The organism is Methylomonas methanica (assembly GCF_001644035.1).
GTDB classification, from domain to species: domain Bacteria; phylum Pseudomonadota; class Gammaproteobacteria; order Methylococcales; family Methylomonadaceae; genus Methylomonas; species Methylomonas methanica_A.
This window is the reverse complement of record NZ_LUUG01000095.1, coordinates 26,240-43,203: the sequence shown is the minus strand read 5'-3', so window position 1 is coordinate 43,203 and position 16,964 is coordinate 26,240. Positions and strand designations below refer to the sequence as shown.

Annotated in this window: 11 protein-coding genes; 1 reads left to right on the top strand and 10 read right to left on the bottom strand. The window is 53.4% G+C overall.

Translation table 11 applies throughout. The annotated features are described in order from the left end of the window. Positions 1-14: 14 nt before the first annotated feature. Together A1332_RS17700 and A1332_RS17695 are read right to left on the bottom strand one after the other, a co-directional pair. Entirely contained in the window at positions 15-842 is an 828-nt protein-coding gene (locus tag A1332_RS17700) for a sulfotransferase family protein (protein WP_064009761.1), read from the bottom strand. A 190-nt stretch (positions 843-1,032) separates the two neighbouring features. Further along, positions 1,033-2,694 (bottom strand): ATP-binding protein, encoded by a 1,662-nt coding sequence (locus tag A1332_RS17695; RefSeq protein WP_064009760.1) that lies wholly within the window; start codon positions 2,692-2,694, stop codon positions 1,033-1,035. A gap of 263 nt (positions 2,695-2,957) precedes the next feature. On the opposite strand from A1332_RS17695, the gene ald reads away from it, so the two are divergent. Continuing rightward, on the top strand, positions 2,958-4,073 hold the full coding sequence (gene ald / locus A1332_RS17690; RefSeq protein ID WP_064009793.1) for an alanine dehydrogenase: 1,116 nt from the start codon (positions 2,958-2,960) through the stop codon (positions 4,071-4,073). 358 nt (positions 4,074-4,431) lie between these two features. Here ald and A1332_RS17685 read toward each other — a convergent pair whose 3' ends face one another. The 8 genes from A1332_RS17685 to A1332_RS17650 form a co-directional block, all read right to left on the bottom strand. Continuing rightward, positions 4,432-5,439: a cytochrome-c peroxidase gene (locus tag A1332_RS17685; protein ID WP_064009759.1), complete on the bottom strand. Its 1,008-nt coding sequence runs from the start codon at positions 5,437-5,439 to the stop codon at positions 4,432-4,434. Positions 5,440-5,563: 124 nt separating this feature from the next. Next, positions 5,564-9,067 carry a response regulator gene (locus tag A1332_RS17680; RefSeq protein ID WP_064009758.1) on the bottom strand — a complete coding sequence of 1,168 codons (3,504 nt, stop codon included), beginning with the start codon at positions 9,065-9,067 and terminating at the stop codon, positions 5,564-5,566. 16 nt (positions 9,068-9,083) lie between these two features. Beyond that, positions 9,084-9,599, bottom strand: a complete 516-nt coding sequence (locus A1332_RS17675; RefSeq protein ID WP_064009757.1) for a YfiR family protein — start codon at positions 9,597-9,599, stop codon at positions 9,084-9,086. Then, entirely contained in the window at positions 9,599-12,499 is a 2,901-nt protein-coding gene (locus A1332_RS17670; RefSeq protein ID WP_197491499.1) for a TonB-dependent receptor, read from the bottom strand. Before A1332_RS17670 ends, A1332_RS17675 begins: the two co-directional genes overlap by 1 nt. Before the next feature lie 175 nt (positions 12,500-12,674). After that, positions 12,675-14,696 (bottom strand): EAL domain-containing protein, encoded by a 2,022-nt coding sequence (locus tag A1332_RS17665; RefSeq protein ID WP_064009756.1) that lies wholly within the window; start codon positions 14,694-14,696, stop codon positions 12,675-12,677. Between the two features lie 46 nt (positions 14,697-14,742). Continuing rightward, on the bottom strand, positions 14,743-15,165 hold the full coding sequence (locus A1332_RS17660; protein WP_064009755.1) for a response regulator: 423 nt from the start codon (positions 15,163-15,165) through the stop codon (positions 14,743-14,745). Between the two features lie 128 nt (positions 15,166-15,293). Beyond that, positions 15,294-16,100: an arylamine N-acetyltransferase family protein gene (locus A1332_RS17655; protein ID WP_064009754.1), complete on the bottom strand. Its 807-nt coding sequence runs from the start codon at positions 16,098-16,100 to the stop codon at positions 15,294-15,296. 97 nt (positions 16,101-16,197) lie between these two features. Then, a complete protein-coding gene (locus A1332_RS17650; protein ID WP_064009753.1) occupies positions 16,198-16,662 on the bottom strand; it encodes a metallophosphoesterase family protein in 465 nt (154 codons plus the stop codon). Positions 16,663-16,964: the final 302 nt, after the last annotated feature.

The window sequence follows — 16,964 nt, the reverse complement described above, 5'->3', positions numbered from 1 at the left end:
ATAGCACTGCCCTTCTACGCCGGTTTGGCAGAAATGACATTGGCGCGACTATCTCGACCATCTTGCCAAAAACACATATTAGCGTATTGTTCAAACAAATCGGGCGGTAAAACGGTTGCACGACGCTCCAGCGCCACTTTCGGCCGGATGCGATGCAAGCCGGACAATCCCAAATTATTATCAAACTCAGGGGCATCGTATTCGACCTGGGTATAGTTATGTTCGAAAGGCGTCTCACCCAGAAAACGGTAAATCAATGGTAGAACTTTTTCCGGCGCCTGAGCCAGTAACTCATAGTCCACCACCAGCAACGACGCGGCTTGTTCGCCGTAAAAAGCCTCTTTAAGCGCGGACCAGGAGAAACCCACCAGTCGATTGCGCTGCGCTAATGTGTCTACACGGCTGTAAACCGTGTTGCGTTCCACATCGTCATTGAACAACAGGGTGTTTTCGTAAGGATTGCCGCGATACAAACGCTCGATGCTATCCATAATCCAAGCTACGTTGCGCACACACGCGATGATCTTGGCGTCGGGAAATAAATCGAGAATAGCAGGTAATTTAGCGCACCACAGGCGGTTGGTATCAAACACAACGGTCTTGTCGGATTGGTCGGCGTAATAATTTTCAAATAAGCCGGTTAATAAGCGGCGACGCTGTTCGACAGTAACCACAGGCCCCCATTCGCTACCCGCGCTGACCTGGTTCAACAAACCTGAAAACAAAGCACCTACAGGACTACTCATGCCAGCATAGAGGCTTGGATTTTGCCGTAATATGGCCGCCAACAAGGTAGAGCCGGAACGGGGTAGACCTGATATAAAATGGAAGCGATGGCTCATCACTCAATAAATGTATCAAAGCCGATTTTTTTTACATCCGACATCTCAAAATCCCAATTTTTAGTAATCATTCGAAAATTTACACGTCACCTTAGACAGCATATTGGAAGCTGTCAAACCGGAGCAACAAAGGTCCGCCATCTGCCATGCTCTATGCAAAAGTTTAGGCCGGCGACGTGATTGGTTTCGCTCAATGCCGATTCTGCGTCCGCCAATTCTCGACTATACCTTCCACATCCAGATCGTCCGGGCCTTCGCGCCAACTGGTGTAGTAATCGACGTCGTTACTTTTTGGCTCGGGATTGGGCCGGTAGATTTGCACCCGGGTCGGTAGCGGCGCGGCCTCTCCAAGCACTAACGCCTCGCCTCGACCGAGCGAGCTGAGAATATCGGCCAAATCTCCTTCCGCCTCCGGCACCAGGCCGCGAATGTATTGCTGGTCGTCCGGGTTAGTGGTGCGCAGGCAAATAAACGAGCTGCATTGCGCTAGCATGGTTTCCGACAGTTCGGTGGGCCGCTGGCTGACCACGCCGATGGACACGCCGTATTTACGGCCCTCCTTGGCGATCCGTTCCATCATTTTCTTGGTGCCGTCGAATTGCCCGCCTTTTTCGCGCGGGATGTAGGCATGCGCTTCCTCGCAGATCAATGTAATCGGAAACTCGCGGCGGCGCGGATTCCAATAATTGAACTCATAGGCCAGCCGGCCTACTTGTGCGGACACCGCCGGCCGCACATCGGTCGGTACGGAGCTGAGATCCACCACGGTGATGTTGGCTTTTTTTTGCCCCAGACCGACGAATTGTCTAAGTAAATCCGCCATGCTGGCCGAGTTGTTGCGTTTTTTGGGTTTCAATAAAAAGTCGTAACGCACGTCATTGAAACGGCTCTGCATCGTCACCAGAAATTCATCGAATTGGCCAAACAAGGCGCCCTTGGTTTTACCAAAGTCCTTGCGCTCCTCGTTGGCGGCCTTGAATTGCATATACATTTCCGCCAGCGAGAAATAAATCGGCGTGTCTATCGAAACCACCCCCAGGCCAATGGCTTTGGCTTCCTTGCGCTTCAATTGTTGCAGCACTTCGCGCATGAAGGACATCTGCATCGACGCGCCTCGGTCGTCTCTATCGATGAACAAATCTACCAGCTCGGCGTAAGACATCATCCAGTAGGGCATCTCCAGGTCCATTGCATCCACGTAATTGACTTGCTCGGCCGGAAACGCCGATTCGATGCTGCCATCCGGGCGTTTCCAGCAATATTCACCGTGCAGATCCAGCATGATCATATGGGTTTTCGGCATTGCCCGCATCGTGTGCTGGATCAAGCTGGTTACGGTCCAGGATTTACCGGAACCGGACTGGCCGATGATCGCAAAATGCCGGCCAAACAAGGCGCGCGGGTCCAGGCTCAGGTGATAATCCTTATGACTGGCTAACTGCCCGATAAAAAATTCGTAATCGCGGAATTTGGAAAAAATCGCGTTGATCTCGCTGAGTCCCACGGCATATACCGCCGCGCCAGGTGTCGGATAATGCCGTACGCCGCGAATGAACACATTGTTTTCGTTCAACTCGCCGACCGGGATCAAGGCAATAAAGCGGTCCGTCGCGCGATTGCCGGCGGCGTCAAAGCGATCGCGCTCCCACATTTTGAACACCAGCGCCAACACGCCGATATGCGATTGGCGGATCACCACATAGGACCCGATATGGCCGGCCAGTATTTCTTCATCGCCGAGCTTGATGATGGGCGCCGCTGTCGAATGTTCTTCGGTAATACGGGCATCCATACCGTCGCCTCTGACTTCGGTTAAATGGCCGATCAGGATGTTTTGCGTTTGCTGCGTCATGATGTTCTCTCTGGTAAAGCCGCTGGGCTAAGCTTAGACGATTTTTAAGGTCCGTCCCTCCCGCAACAGTCTATTCATTCGCCTAGGACATAGCAGCGGTTTTGCGCCAAAATGGCAAACAAATCGCTACAAACGCTACAACATGGGACTAGGTCCGTCATGGTAAGCCGTTGAACGTTTGGCACTTTTGGCTGACAAAGCCTTACGGTCTGATTATTGCTTTCATCAAACCGGCATCATTAAATATTGCACAAGAGGTGAATATGAAAATCGGCGTACCCAAGGAAATCAAACCTAATGAAAACCGGGTATCGGTGGTACCGTCCGGCGTTGCCGCGTTGGTAAGCGCCGGCCATAGCGTCACGATGGAAAGCGGCGCGGGTGTTGGTGCCGGCTTCGAAGACTCGCTATACCAGGCAGCCGGCGCACAGCTGGTAGACGGTCCGGAACCGGTTTGGGCCTCCGCGGAGATGATCATCAAGGTCAAGGAGCCGATAGAACCCGAATGGTCACGGATTCGGCCGGGCCAAACCCTGTTTACCTATTTTCACTTTGCCGCCAATCGGCCGTTGACCGAGGCGCATCTGGCTTCCGGCGCCACCTGCATCGCCTATGAGACCGTGCAATTGCCGTCCGGCGAATTGCCCTTGCTGACCCCAATGTCCGAAGTAGCCGGCCGACTGGCGGTGCAGGAAGGCGCGCATTATCTGGAAAAACTCTACGGCGGCCGCGGCATGTTACTCGGCGGCGTACCGGGGGTATTGCCGGCCAAGGTCTTGATTTTGGGCGGCGGGGTAGTCGGCACGCAGGCGGCAAAAATGGCCGCCGGTTTGGGTGCGCAAGTCACGGTCATGGACTTGTCGCTGGAACGTCTGCGCCAACTCAGCGATAGTTTGCCCGCCAATGTGCAACTGCTGTTTTCCAGCCGTCATGCCATTCTTGAGCAAATCCGCACGGCAGATCTGATTATCGGTGGCGTACTCGTAACCGGGGCAGCCGCACCCAAGCTGATCCGCGCCGAAGATTTAAAATTGATGCAAGCCGGCGCGGTAATCGTCGATGTAGCGGTAGACCAAGGCGGCTGCGTGGAAACGACTCATCCCACTACCCATGCGGATCCTATCTATGTTATCGACAATGTCGTGCATTATGCAGTCGCCAACATGCCCGGCGCAGTACCGCGCACCTCGACCCTGGCATTAACCAACGCCACCCTGCCCTATGCCCTACAACTCGCCAACAAGGGCTGGCAACAAGCGCTACGCGATAATTCGGCTTTGCTGAAAGGGCTAAACATTGTGGCCGGCAATGTTACTTGCCAAGGAATTGCCGATGCATTTGGTTTTAATTATCTGCCGCCGGATCAGTTCCTGGGCTAAACCAATCAACCTGGCCTGACCGAACAGAATACGCACACAAACGTTATTCTGATTATAAGGATGCTTGAGCCATATCAAATATCGTCATCTCGGCATGGATCGCCGAGATCCAGGAGCCAAGGATGGCAAGCGCCTAACACATCCATGTAGTCTGGATTCCGGCAATCCATGCCGGAATGACGTTGTTGCTGGGTCAGCTTTATAATCAGGAACGTTTAACCTGGCCCCTAAATTTTCTGGGGCTGTCACTCCCGCAGGCGCCGGACCGACGATATTTAGTAGCCGGACAATAGACAATCTCATGACAAAAAAAAGGGGCCTTTCGGCCCCTTCCCTTCCTTTAGCTGCCTGATAAAGCTCAGTTAAAGCTGGAACCCGGTGTTCCTGGCAATTGCGGCATGGTTTGCGCGGGGAACTCGCCGGTCAGCGCATTCAAAAACGCAACGATGTCAGCCACATCGGCATCAGACAAATCTTGATTTAATTGCAATTTAGCCATTAACCAAACGGCTTTATCCAAGGTTTTTACCGAACCGTTATGCATGTAAGGCGCGGTTAAAGCCACGTTACGCAGAGTCGGGACTTTCCAAAGGTGTTCGTCGCTTTCCTTTTTGGTGACTTCGGCCAGGCCTTTGTCTTTTTGGAAGTGGTATTGCGCTTCGAAAAAGCCGCTAGAGTTAACGGGGAATTTTTGGAATACCCCAGGGCCGTTGAAAGCAGGTCCGCTATGGCAGCTGGTGCAACCCAGTTCCACGGCTTTTTTCAGGCCGCGTTCTTGTTGTTCCGTCAATGCGTCTTTGTCACCTTTGACATATTTGTCGTAAGCGCTGTTGGGTGTGATCAAGGTTCTTTCGTAGGCGGCAATCGCTTTGGTGGCGTTGTCTTTGGTAATGGCATCAGAGTCACTGCCGAAGGCCACTTCGAAAGCATGGCGATAACCTTTGATGGTTTTCAAACGAGCGACCACGTCATCCCAGCTTTTCATGCCCATTTCGATAGGGTTGGTGACTGGACCTGCCGCTTGCGCTTCCAGGCTGTCGGCGCGGCCGTCCCAGAACTGAACTTTATTGAATGCAGCGTTCCAGACTGTTGGCGCGCTGCGGCCGCCGGTTTGGCCATTCACGCCCATGGAATTTGGCCGATTATCTTCGCCGCCCAACATGGTGTTGTGGCAAGACGCGCAAGAAACGGTGCCCGTGGAAGACAGACGCGGATCGTGATACAGCATTTTGCCAAGTTCAACCTTTTCAGGGGTTGTGGGGTTATTGGCAGGCGCCGGCGCCGTGGTGGGCAGCGCATCGGCTGCCATAACAGACATCGAACCAGTCAGCGCTAGCGCAGAAACCAGCATACGAAATTTAAACATGAGATCCTCCTAAGTAATTATAGTGAGCCAAGGGCTGCCGAATTGTAAGATATTGACGCTCGGCAGGTAAATTAAATTGCATCTTCAACGACGGCAAGCGACAAAACCGGGGTTCAGACTGGCGTTAAAACTTTTGCCGCAACTCGCCCAGTTGCGTTAGTGCTTCGTCGATGGCAAACCGGTCGATTTTTTTGGCGATGTCCTCCAACAAGGGCAGATATTCATGGCCGGCCATACTGCGCTGCAATTGCTCCAACATCGCTTCGGCCGCGCCTAGATCGCTTTCCAGCAACTGCGACAGTTTGTACAAATCCGCCGCTATCTCGGCGTCTGCAACCGGTGCCACAGACTGATCCGGGCCGAGCGTTCGGCTGTCCGCCGATGTTTGCAAGGCCTGAATTTGAGCAATTACTTTACGCAAAAATCCTTCCATGTGCTGCAAGTGTTCGGCGGGCGGAATTTGATTTTGCTTAAGCACAATATCGACACCGGCGGCGGCTTCGAATAAATCCGTCGCCCCCAGATTGCCGCTGACGCCTTTCAAGGCATGACAGCGCTCTTCAGCCTGCCTCAGTTCGCCGGCATTGATCAAACCGCGAATCTCGGCGACCGCATCCGGGTAGTGTTCTTTAAAACGGTATAGCTGTTTGCGATAGGCATCCGGATTGCCGCCAATCCGGCGTATACCTTGCACAATATCCAGGCTGGTCAAGGTTTGTAAATCTTCCGGATAATCGGCAACTTGATAAATCTGCGCCGCTTCCTGGCCCTGACCGCCGTCGGCAGTGAGCGGAATCCAGGTCGCCAAAGCTTTGAACAGCCGGTCTGGATCAATTGGTTTGGTGACGTGATCGTTCATACCCGCCTCCAGGCTTTTCTCGACATCGCGGGCCATGGCATGAGCGGTCATCGCGATGATGGGCATAGCGGCATAGCGTTGATCACCCTCGGATTGCGCCAAGGCCCGAATCTTGACGGTGGCTTGCAAGCCGTCCAGCACCGGCATCTGGATGTCCATCAACACCGCGTCGTAGTGCTGTTGCCGAACCATGCTCACTGCTTCCTCGCCGTTCACCGCTTCATCGACCTGAATATCGTGACTGCGCAGTAATTCGCAGGCGAACTCACGGTTGATTTCATTATCTTCCACCAGCAACAAGCGAATCCCTTGCAGCTGTTTGATGCCGGCAATATCCGCCCCGCCCAGTTGCTTGAATTTATCCACCACCCCAAGCACCCGCCCACGGCCCAGTGCGGATAGAATCGCATCCAGTAATGAAGACGGCGATACCGGCTTGATCAAAAAGCCATCGATACCGGCCCGGCCCGCTAAACGCATCACATCTTCGCTACCGTAAGCCGTCACCATGATGATCTTGGGCTGCGGCACCAGGCTGGTGTCGGCACGAATCTGCCTGATCGCTTCATCGCCGTTCATGCCCGGCATTTTCCAGTCCATCAACACCACATCGAAAGGCTGACTGGCCGGCATGTCCCGCAAAGCGCTCAGCGCCCCGGCGGCACTGGCCGAACAGCTCACCCGCAACTGAAACGGCCGCAACATATCGCTGATGATTTCCCTGGAAGCCTCGTTGTCATCCACCACCAATACCCGCACCTCGGCTAGCAATACGCCTATGCTTTGCTCCAGCGCGTCTTGATGCAGCAAGGTGTCCGTAGCAACACCCAAGCGCACGGTAAAACAAAAGGTTGTGCCCTGACCCAGTTGCGACTGCTCGATCCAGATCCGGCCACCCATCATTTCCACCAGGGTTTTACAGATAGCCAAACCCAAACCAGTACCGCCAAAGCGCCGACTGGTGCCCTGATCGGCTTGGGTAAACTCTCGAAACAGTTTTTTCTGATCGTCTTCCGACATACCGATGCCGGTGTCCCGCACCGAAATCCGCAAATCGATAGTGCTATCGGTCTTGGCTAGGCAATGGAAAGCCAGTTCCAATTCGCCGGCTTCGGTGAATTTAAGCGCGTTGCCGCACAGATTGGTCAACACCTGGCCGAAACGCAAGGGATCGCCCAACAATACCGGCGGAATTTGCGGGTCGTGACGGATCAGGAACTCGATGCCTTTCAAGCCGGCTTGGTAACCGATCATATCGGCCAATTGTTCCACCACGCTATCGAAGCGAAATTCGGTTTCTTCCAGCGCTAATTTACCGGCCTCGATTTTGGAAAAATCCAGAATATCGTTGAGAATCCCCAACAAGGTGCGCGCGGAACTGTGCGCTTTTGCCAAATAATTGCGCTGCGATGCCGTCAGTTCAGTCTGTAAGGCCAGATGCAACATACCCAGCACGCCGTTCATCGGGGTGCGGATCTCGTGCGACATATTCGCCAGGAACTGGCTTTTAGTTTGGGTTGCCGACTGGGCGGCGTCCCTGGCTTCTTTCAACGCTAGCTCGGCCTGTTTGCGCAAGGTCACATCTTCGTAGGTACTGACGAAACCGCCATCGGCTATCGGCCCGCCGCTGACCTCGATGACTCGATTGTCCAGTCGTTGCCGAGTAAAATTGTGCGGCTGAAACCGTCTTATTTCATCCAACAACTGCCTGAGTTCGGCATCGGGATTTCGAAAACGCAGCTGCGGATTCGTCAAGTCGAACTGCATAAAATCGGCATGGTCTCTGCCCACTGCCAGCATACTTTCCGGATAGCCGCGCACCTCGCTGAGCTTTTTATTCCAAACCAATAATTTTAAATTGCTGTCAAAGGCAATCAAGCCCTGCGACATGCTATCCAGCACCGTTGCCAGCATCACGCTGTTATGTGCCAGTTTGGCGTTACTGTCCGCCAACTCGGCGGTGCGGGCGGCCACGCGTTCTTCCAGACCTTCATTGATACTGGCCAATAGTTTTTCGTTTTCGGCGAGCTGCCAATTCAAAGCCAACAGTTCACTATCGCGGGTTTCGATAGTGGCAATCATGGTATTAAAGGCTTGAATCAGCGCCCCTAGTTCGTCGTCGCTTTCTTGCACGGCGCGCAAGGTGTAGTTCTTTTCACTATTGATAGTCTCGACGGTTTTTTTCAACCTGACCAGCGGACCGGACACCACTTGCTGCAAACTGGACGCCAATAGCAAGGCAAACAGACCGGACATCATGACAATACCCGTCGCAGCGGCCAAAAAATCCCGCCACAAGGAATCCAGCTCCGCCAAACTGGAGGCTATCCATACCCTTCCCAAGGTCCGGCCATCCAAGGCTATCGTTTCGCTGACAGTGCAATATGCATCGTCGAATAGCGGCCGTTCGCTAGCCGAAGGCTCGGGATGGTGCAGCGGACAGGCCAAGCCGGGTTCGTAAAGCGCAAACAGCTGATTGGCGCTATCGTAAATACAGGCCGATACCACGCTCTCCTTGACACTTAAGGCTGCCAACGTCGCGTTGGCGACAGCGCTGTCATTGAAGGACAAGGCCACGGTACTGCGACTGGCGATGATGCGGGCCAGAGAACTCAAATCCCGGCCCATATCCTCTTTCACCCGCATGTGTTCCTGGGCAATAAACCCGGCCCCCGCCAACAGCAGCGACAAGATGCTGGTTGCCAGCATGATCAGCACCAGCTTGGTTTTAATAGTCAGATCGCGTTTAAATTCAGCCTGGTTTGTCATGGTGTTCTGGATCGAATTAACGGACGATACGGGCGATTTCCATCAACAAGGCGTTGACTTTTAATTGCGCACTGCGCACGGCGTCGGGATTGATTTCCAGCTTGATTTGGCCGTTTTCGCTGTAAAAACCAATACAGCCGCCCCGGCCGGCAAACCCCTCGGCATCGCTAACCGTCAGTATCTGATTGCCGCGCACCTGGTGCGTCAAGGCTTGCAACTCCGGCGCGTCATGGTCGATATACAAAATCTGGCAAACCTGCGGGTCGTCTATGCCCGACCAGATTTGCAGTAAATGCCCCTTGGTGTCCCGGCTGGCCAAGTCGCTAAGCAGGTTCACGATAGGCTCGGCGCCGACAATGCAGACATGCAGCGTATCGTTCATCAGCGCCGGCCATTCCACAAACTTGGTGAAATTGAACAAATAATTGGCCTTGGTTTTAGCATTCAGCGCATCGTCGGCCGCGGCGGCCGGGCCGAGACTGCTGAGCAACGCCCACAAAAATAAGCCCACGCGCGCTAACTTACCCGGCATCAAAACTCCAGGCGGGCGGTCAATTTCACCGTCAAACCCGGTCCGGCCAGCACGGTAAGCGGCGTACCTAAATTCGGCGAGGCAAAGTCGCTGTTAAAGGCCGCATAATTTTTAAAATCGAATAAATTCAATACATCCAAACGTAGCTTCATGCGGGTATCGTGCGGCGTATCGAAGCTTTTGATCAGCGCAATATCGACTTGTTTGTACCCCCACCACTGCCCCGGAAAAATAAAATCGCTACCCGGCGGCGTAAAGGTATCGAAACGGCAGGCACCGCTGGTACAGTTGATGCCGGAGCGGTTGTCGGGCGTAGCCAGCGTCAGTTTGGTGGAAAAAATCAAATCCCATGGCAAATCGACGCTGGCGGTCGTCACCAGCTTATGTTTACGAACCCCGGCGGTATCCAGCCAGCCGTTGGTATGGGTATTGGGATGCTCGAACAAATAACTGCTGTTATCGACGAAGGATTGCGGTTTGTTTTCTTCGGAATCGGTATAGGTGTAGGCAAAAGTCATACCCCAACCGCTGTCCTTGCTGTAAGGTTTTTCGGCTTTAACAAACACCGAATTGGTTTTGGTCTGTACGCCATTATCGAACAAGATCAATTGCCCAAACCCAGGCACAGCCTGAAAGGTGCCGCCGAACCCGGATCCGGCTGCGTAAAAACTGCCGTCGGCATTGCGGCCGCCCAGCAAACCGACCAAACCGTTGTAACTGTGTACGTGCGATAAGCTGATCTCGGTATGCCAGTCGCCGATACGATTGCGCATGCCGATATTGAACTGGTCGGCATAGGGTGTGCGCAAATCGTTGCGCATCAAATTGATTTCCCTGCTGCTGCCAACACTTGCACCGGTCAGCGCAGACAATTGCGCCGGTGTATAGTTTAGATACTCGGGGTTCCAGGCAATGCAATCCACGCCGGCAACGCAATCGTAATTGGGGTCGCCCTGAAAATTCACGCTAAAACTAGGATAACTGCCCTTGGTCCGTTCCAGTTGCAGCACGTCGTAAATATTGCGGTCGTAGGCTTTGGCGTAGCCGCCGAACAACACATGCCGCCGATCTGCAAAAAGGTCGTATGCAAGACCGAGTCTGGGGGCAATATTGTTGCTGTCAGCAGTTCGATTGCCGCCGTTGCTAAGGTAGTTTTCGATGTCGTAACCGGCATTGGCGTTTTGAAGGTTGCGCCAGTTGCGTAGCGCGCTGCTGACATCGCCGGGTGTGACATGATTCAGATAGCCGGGGTTGTATTCGTAATCCCAGCGGACACCCAAGTTCACGCTCAGATGCCGATTGGGATTCCAATCGTCTTGTAGATACGCGCCAAATTGCGTCACGTCAGAGTGGGCGGAACCGTCGCTGCCTCCGCTCAACGGCGTTGCCCAGCGTACTTGATACGGATTGCCGGCAGGATTGTTTAAATTTAATCCAAACTGCGGGTTATAAGGATCGCGCTCCACCGCGCCAAGCTCTATCTGTTTTACTTTAGCGCCCAATTTTACGACATGGGTGCCATGCCAATCCAAACCGCTGAAGGTTAGATCGTCCTGAAAACCCGGTCCGCTCTGCCCCTTATCCTGGTAATTGGTGGTGCCGCCGCTATTCAGCACACTCCGGCTACTCAAATTACCCCCACTCAGACTGCCGTCCAGGCGACGCAACAGCAAACCTGCGCTTTGCGTGGCCGGCAGTTGCCGCCAACTGGCATCTTCATAGGTAAAGCGCGCTTCGTTGACCCAATGTTCCGCGCTGTATTGATATTTAAAGTCCAGACGCTTTTCGCTATTACCCTTTGCCAACGCATAAGACTCGGCGTTTTGACCGCCAATACCGAGGGTTTCGGTTTCGTCACGCAACTTAAAAGACACTTCAATCAAATTGCTATCGTTAAGCGCCCAATCCACCTTGCCGAAAAACAAATCCGCCGCAAACGGCCGATTCACGCTGCCTAGCTGCGCTTGATACGGCTCGGGTAAGCGGGAACCGTCACCGCTGCTGACATTGGCGTAATCGTCGTTGAGTTTACGTTCATATGCCATGAAAAAATGCGCCACGTCCCTGACAATCGGCCCGCTCAAGGTCACACCGAACTGGGCTTGCTCGGTATCGCGCTTGCCGCCGGCGAGTTGCTCGCTGGGCGTGACGCTGCGCAAATCCTGATTGGTGTGGTCGTAAAAGGTTTCACCGTGAAAGGTGTTGCCGCCGGATTTGGTCTGCACCGAAATCGCCGCGCCGCCGACCTGATCATACTCGGCTTTATAGTTCTGGCTGATAACCTTATATTCGGCAACGGCCGACTCCGGAAACACATTGCCGCGACTGGAATCCTGGCCGGCCACCCCGCCTCTCACCACATAGTTTTTCTGACTGACGCCATCGATAAACAAATTAACGCTATCCGGCCGCTGCCCACCGCTTTGCAAACGGGTGCTACCGTTCTCATCGGTGACCACATTCACACCCGGTGCGAGGTCGGCATAATTTAAAAAATTGCGGTTTACCTGCGGCAGGCGCTGCATTTGCTCGGGGGTTAAATAAGTCGCCAATTCCGCCGAATTGCCTTCGCTCACGTGCTCGGCAACACTCTCGTCAGCGCCTAGCGCAATGTCCACCACGGCCACTTGCCCGACTTGCAGCGTCAGCTCCTGGCTATTTTGCTGTCCGTCAGGCGCCAACACTTTGAGCTGGTAACGGCCCGGTTTTAAAGCCATCAGCACATAAGAGCCATCGGCTCGGGAAAAGGTCCGCGTGGAAAAACCCCGCTCCAGGCTGGTGACGATTATTTGCGCGCCCGCCTGGCTGTCGGATCCCCCAAGCGCGACTTGACCGCGAATCGTCGCCGCACTGATGTCGGCATGCGCCGGGTTACTAACTCTAATTATTGCCAGCAGCACGCCGGCAGCAATTGATTGCCGACGAAATATAAACCTTAGGAACCGTCGATTAAGTCCAGTAAGCCGCTCACCACGGACAACGAAAGCCTGTCGCACGCTATAACTCCGCGCCTGCTTTGACATCGACATTGCCTGGATTTGCCTTGCTCATGACGCAGCCAAGTAAGGTATGGGCTCAATCATTGCCGGGCATCGCCAACGGTTGAGGTGCCGGCTTGCCTAGATAAAAACCTTGCGAGAAATCGATACCCAACTCCACTACCTTGGCTTGTATCTCCGCACTACCCACGAACTCGGCAATGGTGCACATGCCCAATCGCCGCGCGGCATCGACGATGACGCGGGCAATCACTTCGGAATCGGGATTGTCGATAATATTCATGATGATGGAGCCGTCGATCTTTAAATAATCGATCTTTAAACGCAATAGATGCACGAAATTGGAATAACCGCTGCCGAAATCGTCAATCGCAAAATGACAGCCATAGCCTTTCATTCGATTGACAAACTCGCGCACTTCCTCATAACTTTCGATACCTTCGGATTCGGTGATCTCCAACACAATGCGCGAACCGACGCCGGGCAGAGAGAGTTTTTCGGCAATGAAGCTCACAGTATTGGCATCGATAATATCCTCGACCGTTAGGTTGATACTCATCTCCTCCTCCGAGTCGGGCAAGGCTTGCACGACTTGTTCGATCATGGTGCGAGTCAAGGCGGTATATTGCCGGGTACGTTTTGCGACCCCGAGAAAGCTGGGCGGAATCACATTGCCGTCTTCGTCTATCATCCGCATCAGCGCTTCGTATTTGACGATTTTGCCGCTGCGATTGTCGATGATGGGTTGATAAAAAGGTACGATACGACCGTCGGCCAAGGCACTGCGAATCTTCTGGCTCCAGTGGATGTTGTCCTTGTAATGCGATTTGATCTGCATCTGATCGGTATAAATCAAATAATCCCGACGTTCGATTCTGGCTCGCTCCAACGCCAGCGCCGCATGCGTATAAGGATTGTCGGCACCTGAACAGATGCCGGCCGTCACGCGGATATTAATCTTGTCTTCACCGCAATCGATCGCTTCCGATTCCAAATGCTTGATAATCCGATCTATCAATTGTTCGAAACTGCCCGGATCACCACCGTTTTTTGAGAGTAACGCAAACAAATCGCCGCCGATGCGATAAGCCTGCGCATCGGCGCCGCTCATTTTTTGCAAACGCTCGCCAATTTCCAACAAGACTTTATCGCCGTTGCGCAAGCCGTAAAAATCATTGATGGCTTTGAATTGATCGATATTGATCATGCCCAATATCGACGGACCGGCGTTTGCCAGGTCCTGCATCAATTTCACTCGATTAGGCAAGCCGGTTAAAGCGTCAGTGGTCTGTTCCCGAATCAACTCTTCCTGTTTGATCAAATGGGTGACATTCACGCTGGTGGATATAAACTCCCGAATCGCGCCGTCGGTGTCGAGGATAGGCACGATGGTGTTGTTGATATAAATCACCTCGCCGCTTTTAGTCAGGTTGCTGTAGGTGCCGCGCCAGATTGCTCCGCCTAGAATCGTATTCCATAACTCCCTATGCAGACCCGGAGCCGCGTCGGGATCTTTGAGAATCCGACTGGTTTTGCCAATCACCTCCTCGCGGGTGTAGCCGTAGGTCTGGACAAAGGCATCGTTTACAAAGGTGATCACGCCATGCGGATCGGTCCGGAATACGATATTGGAGACATCCATGGCATGCCGGTATTCGTTCAGACGTTTGACCCTGCCTTCCAGAGCGCGGCGTAAGCGGCTAAGTTCCAGATGCGTTTTGACCCTGGCCCTTACTTCATCAATATCGAACGGCTTGGTAATGAAATCGGCGGCGCCCATGGAAAAACCGCGAATTTTTTCGATGGACGCTTCGACTATCGTCACAAAGAGGATGGGTATCCCGGAAGTTCTAGGATTGCTCTTGAGCCGCCGACAAACCTCGTAACCATCCATGCCGGGCATTCTGACGTCCAGCAACACCAAATCAGGTGGCGTGGGGCCTTGCGCCAACTCCACCGCGCGCATGCCATCCGTCGCGACCATGATGCCGTAATCATCCTTTAGTGCTTCGAGTAAACCGTGGATATTTTCGGGAAGATCATCTACCACCAAAATAGTCGGCCTAGGATTGAGCGATAGGGATTTGTCTTTGTTCATCGTCCAGGGAAAGAGTTAGACCAGCGTTGCCAATTGACCGGAACGATTATAGTCTGCCGTAGCGTTTCCGATAGGTAACCAGCTCCAAATGCAGTCTAACTCGCACCAAAAGTAGCTCGGGCATCACTGGCTTGAGTAAATAGTCGTTGGCGCCCAATGCCATTCCCTTGGCATCGTCGCCGGCTTCGGCCGCCGCAGTGACAAAAATTACCGGAATTTCAGCCGTTGACGGCTCGCTACGCAGATATTGCAACACTTGATATCCGTCCATTCCCGGCATTTTTATATCCAGCAAAATCAAATCCGGCGCCGGCGCGCGCCGGGCTATCTCAAGCGCTTTCTCACCTGACGTAGCGGCCATCACCGCATAATCTTGCCGTAAAATATTGAGCAAGGTATGCAGGTTTTCGTGAACATCATCGACGATCAGAATTCTTGGCTTTTCTTTTGCAACACAAATATCGTTCATACAGTTCCCCCGTTCACCCCGATAGGCGATCAACAAAATTTAGTTCATCCCCAATGAAACCCAAAGCAAACTGCAGACGATACGCGAGGAATTCAGCTGAAGCATCCTGATAATCAGGCAATCTATTGCTAACTGCTTAAATCTAAGCGTTCGGCGAGCCGACGCAACTGCTGATTATCAAGTTCGATATCAAACTGTCCGCTCAGCAAATCGCTTAAATGCGCCCTGCTTTCGACTGAATGACTGATTTGCTCACCCGCTTGGTATCTCGAAAAATTGGTATTAAACAATTGCACCCAGCCCTCGACGGTATTGCGGCAGACCAACAAATTTTGCGACAGCAGCGATTGATCCCAGGTTGTGCATACCAGGTTGGCCGCGTCCAGGTCGCAGCGTTGCACCTTGGAGCGATCGAAACTATACAAGGCAAACCACTCGCCGTTTTGCAGTCGCTCCAGCACGGTTTCTCCCGATGCCGTTTCATGGCGCAGCCGAAACTGATTGTGGTCCTGGCTTTGCTCCTGCTCGGTACTCAGACGAAGCGGCCGATAATGGCTGGGGCCGCCGAAGCCGGCATCGACCAGCCAGGAGTCGCCTTCAGCCTCCACAATAAACGCCAAATGCAGACGCGGTCCGCCCTCGCTGCGGCCCATCCGCACCCGGGCCATAATCGGCTGATAGGCAAATCCCAATTCATCCAGGGCCTGGGAAAATAAGCCGTTCAATTCGAAACAGTAACCGCCGCGCCGACTGGCGACGATCTTTTCCATCAACGCCGCCGTTTCCAAATCAGGCACCAAGCCCAACAGCGGATTGATGTTTTCAAACGGAATAGCGCCGAGTTGCGCCTGCTGCAATTGGCTCAGGCCGGCGAGCGTGGGCTGGGGTTTGTCTATGCCGATGCGGTTTAGGTAAGCGTTAAAGTCGAAACTCATGGATCAATCTTGAATGTTAAATAATCGGTAAAGGGCGCGAGTTTTGCGGCTACAGGATATCGTAGCCGCGAAAGATAACAGATTAGTGTAAACAGTTTCAAACCCCCAACTCGACGATTCTCGCTTCGACTTTTGCGTTATTGATGACCAGCTCGGCAACGGTAACCGGCAATTTGAAACGGCGCGGACCGGCACTGCCGGGGTTGAGATACAACACCCCGTGGCGCTCTTGAATCGATGGTTTATGCGAATGGCCAGAGATGACGACGCGAATCCCGGCCGCGACCGGATCGACGGGCAGCTCGGCCAGATCGTGGATCAGGTAAATTGAAACTTGTCCTACCGTAATGCTGGCGCTGACCGGCAACTCCTCGGCCCAAGCGCCTTTATCGTTGTTACCGCGTACCGCCGTTACCGGCGCCAATTCATTTAGCTGTTTTAATACCTCAGGCTTGCCGACGTCGCCGGCGTGGATAATACGCTCGCAGCCTTGCAAAATCGCCAGCGCTTCAGGGCGGAGCAAGCTGTGGGTGTCGGAGATGATACCGATGCGGTGGGACATTATGGGAAGAAAACCTCTTTATGTGCGGTTTAAGGGCGATTAAATCACCGTGCAAAGTCAATTGGGTGGATTTCTCGCTTTATTTTATCCGACAGTTGTCAGCCAATTGCACGTCTAATCAGTGGCCATCGAATGGAGCTTCTGTAGCCTCGATGCAGCGCTAGCGAAATCGAGGGATTGGGCCTTCGATCCCTCGATTACATCGAGGCTATTTGCTTCAGTGACCGCAGTGGAATGGATAGCCGCCAGATAGTGTTTACGATTGCACGACCGGAGCTGGTCTTGCGTAACCTTGATGCAGC

Bases quoted from the DNA above. Each gene is read 5' to 3' on its own strand.
- A1332_RS17700 (WP_064009761.1), bottom strand. From the start codon at position 842: ATGAGCCATCGCTTCCATTTTATATCAGGTCTACCCCGTTCCGGCTCT.
- A1332_RS17695 (WP_064009760.1), bottom strand. From the start codon at position 2,694: ATGACGCAGCAAACGCAAAACATCCTGATCGGCCATTTAACCGAAGTC.
- ald (WP_064009793.1), top strand. From the start codon at position 2,958: ATGAAAATCGGCGTACCCAAGGAAATCAAACCTAATGAAAACCGGGTA.
- A1332_RS17685 (WP_064009759.1), bottom strand. From the start codon at position 5,439: ATGTTTAAATTTCGTATGCTGGTTTCTGCGCTAGCGCTGACTGGTTCG.
- A1332_RS17680 (WP_064009758.1), bottom strand. From the start codon at position 9,067: ATGACAAACCAGGCTGAATTTAAACGCGATCTGACTATTAAAACCAAG.
- A1332_RS17675 (WP_064009757.1), bottom strand. From the start codon at position 9,599: ATGCCGGGTAAGTTAGCGCGCGTGGGCTTATTTTTGTGGGCGTTGCTC.
- A1332_RS17665 (WP_064009756.1), bottom strand. From the start codon at position 14,696: ATGAACAAAGACAAATCCCTATCGCTCAATCCTAGGCCGACTATTTTG.
- A1332_RS17660 (WP_064009755.1), bottom strand. From the start codon at position 15,165: ATGAACGATATTTGTGTTGCAAAAGAAAAGCCAAGAATTCTGATCGTC.
- A1332_RS17655 (WP_064009754.1), bottom strand. From the start codon at position 16,100: ATGAGTTTCGACTTTAACGCTTACCTAAACCGCATCGGCATAGACAAA.
- A1332_RS17650 (WP_064009753.1), bottom strand. From the start codon at position 16,662: ATGTCCCACCGCATCGGTATCATCTCCGACACCCACAGCTTGCTCCGC.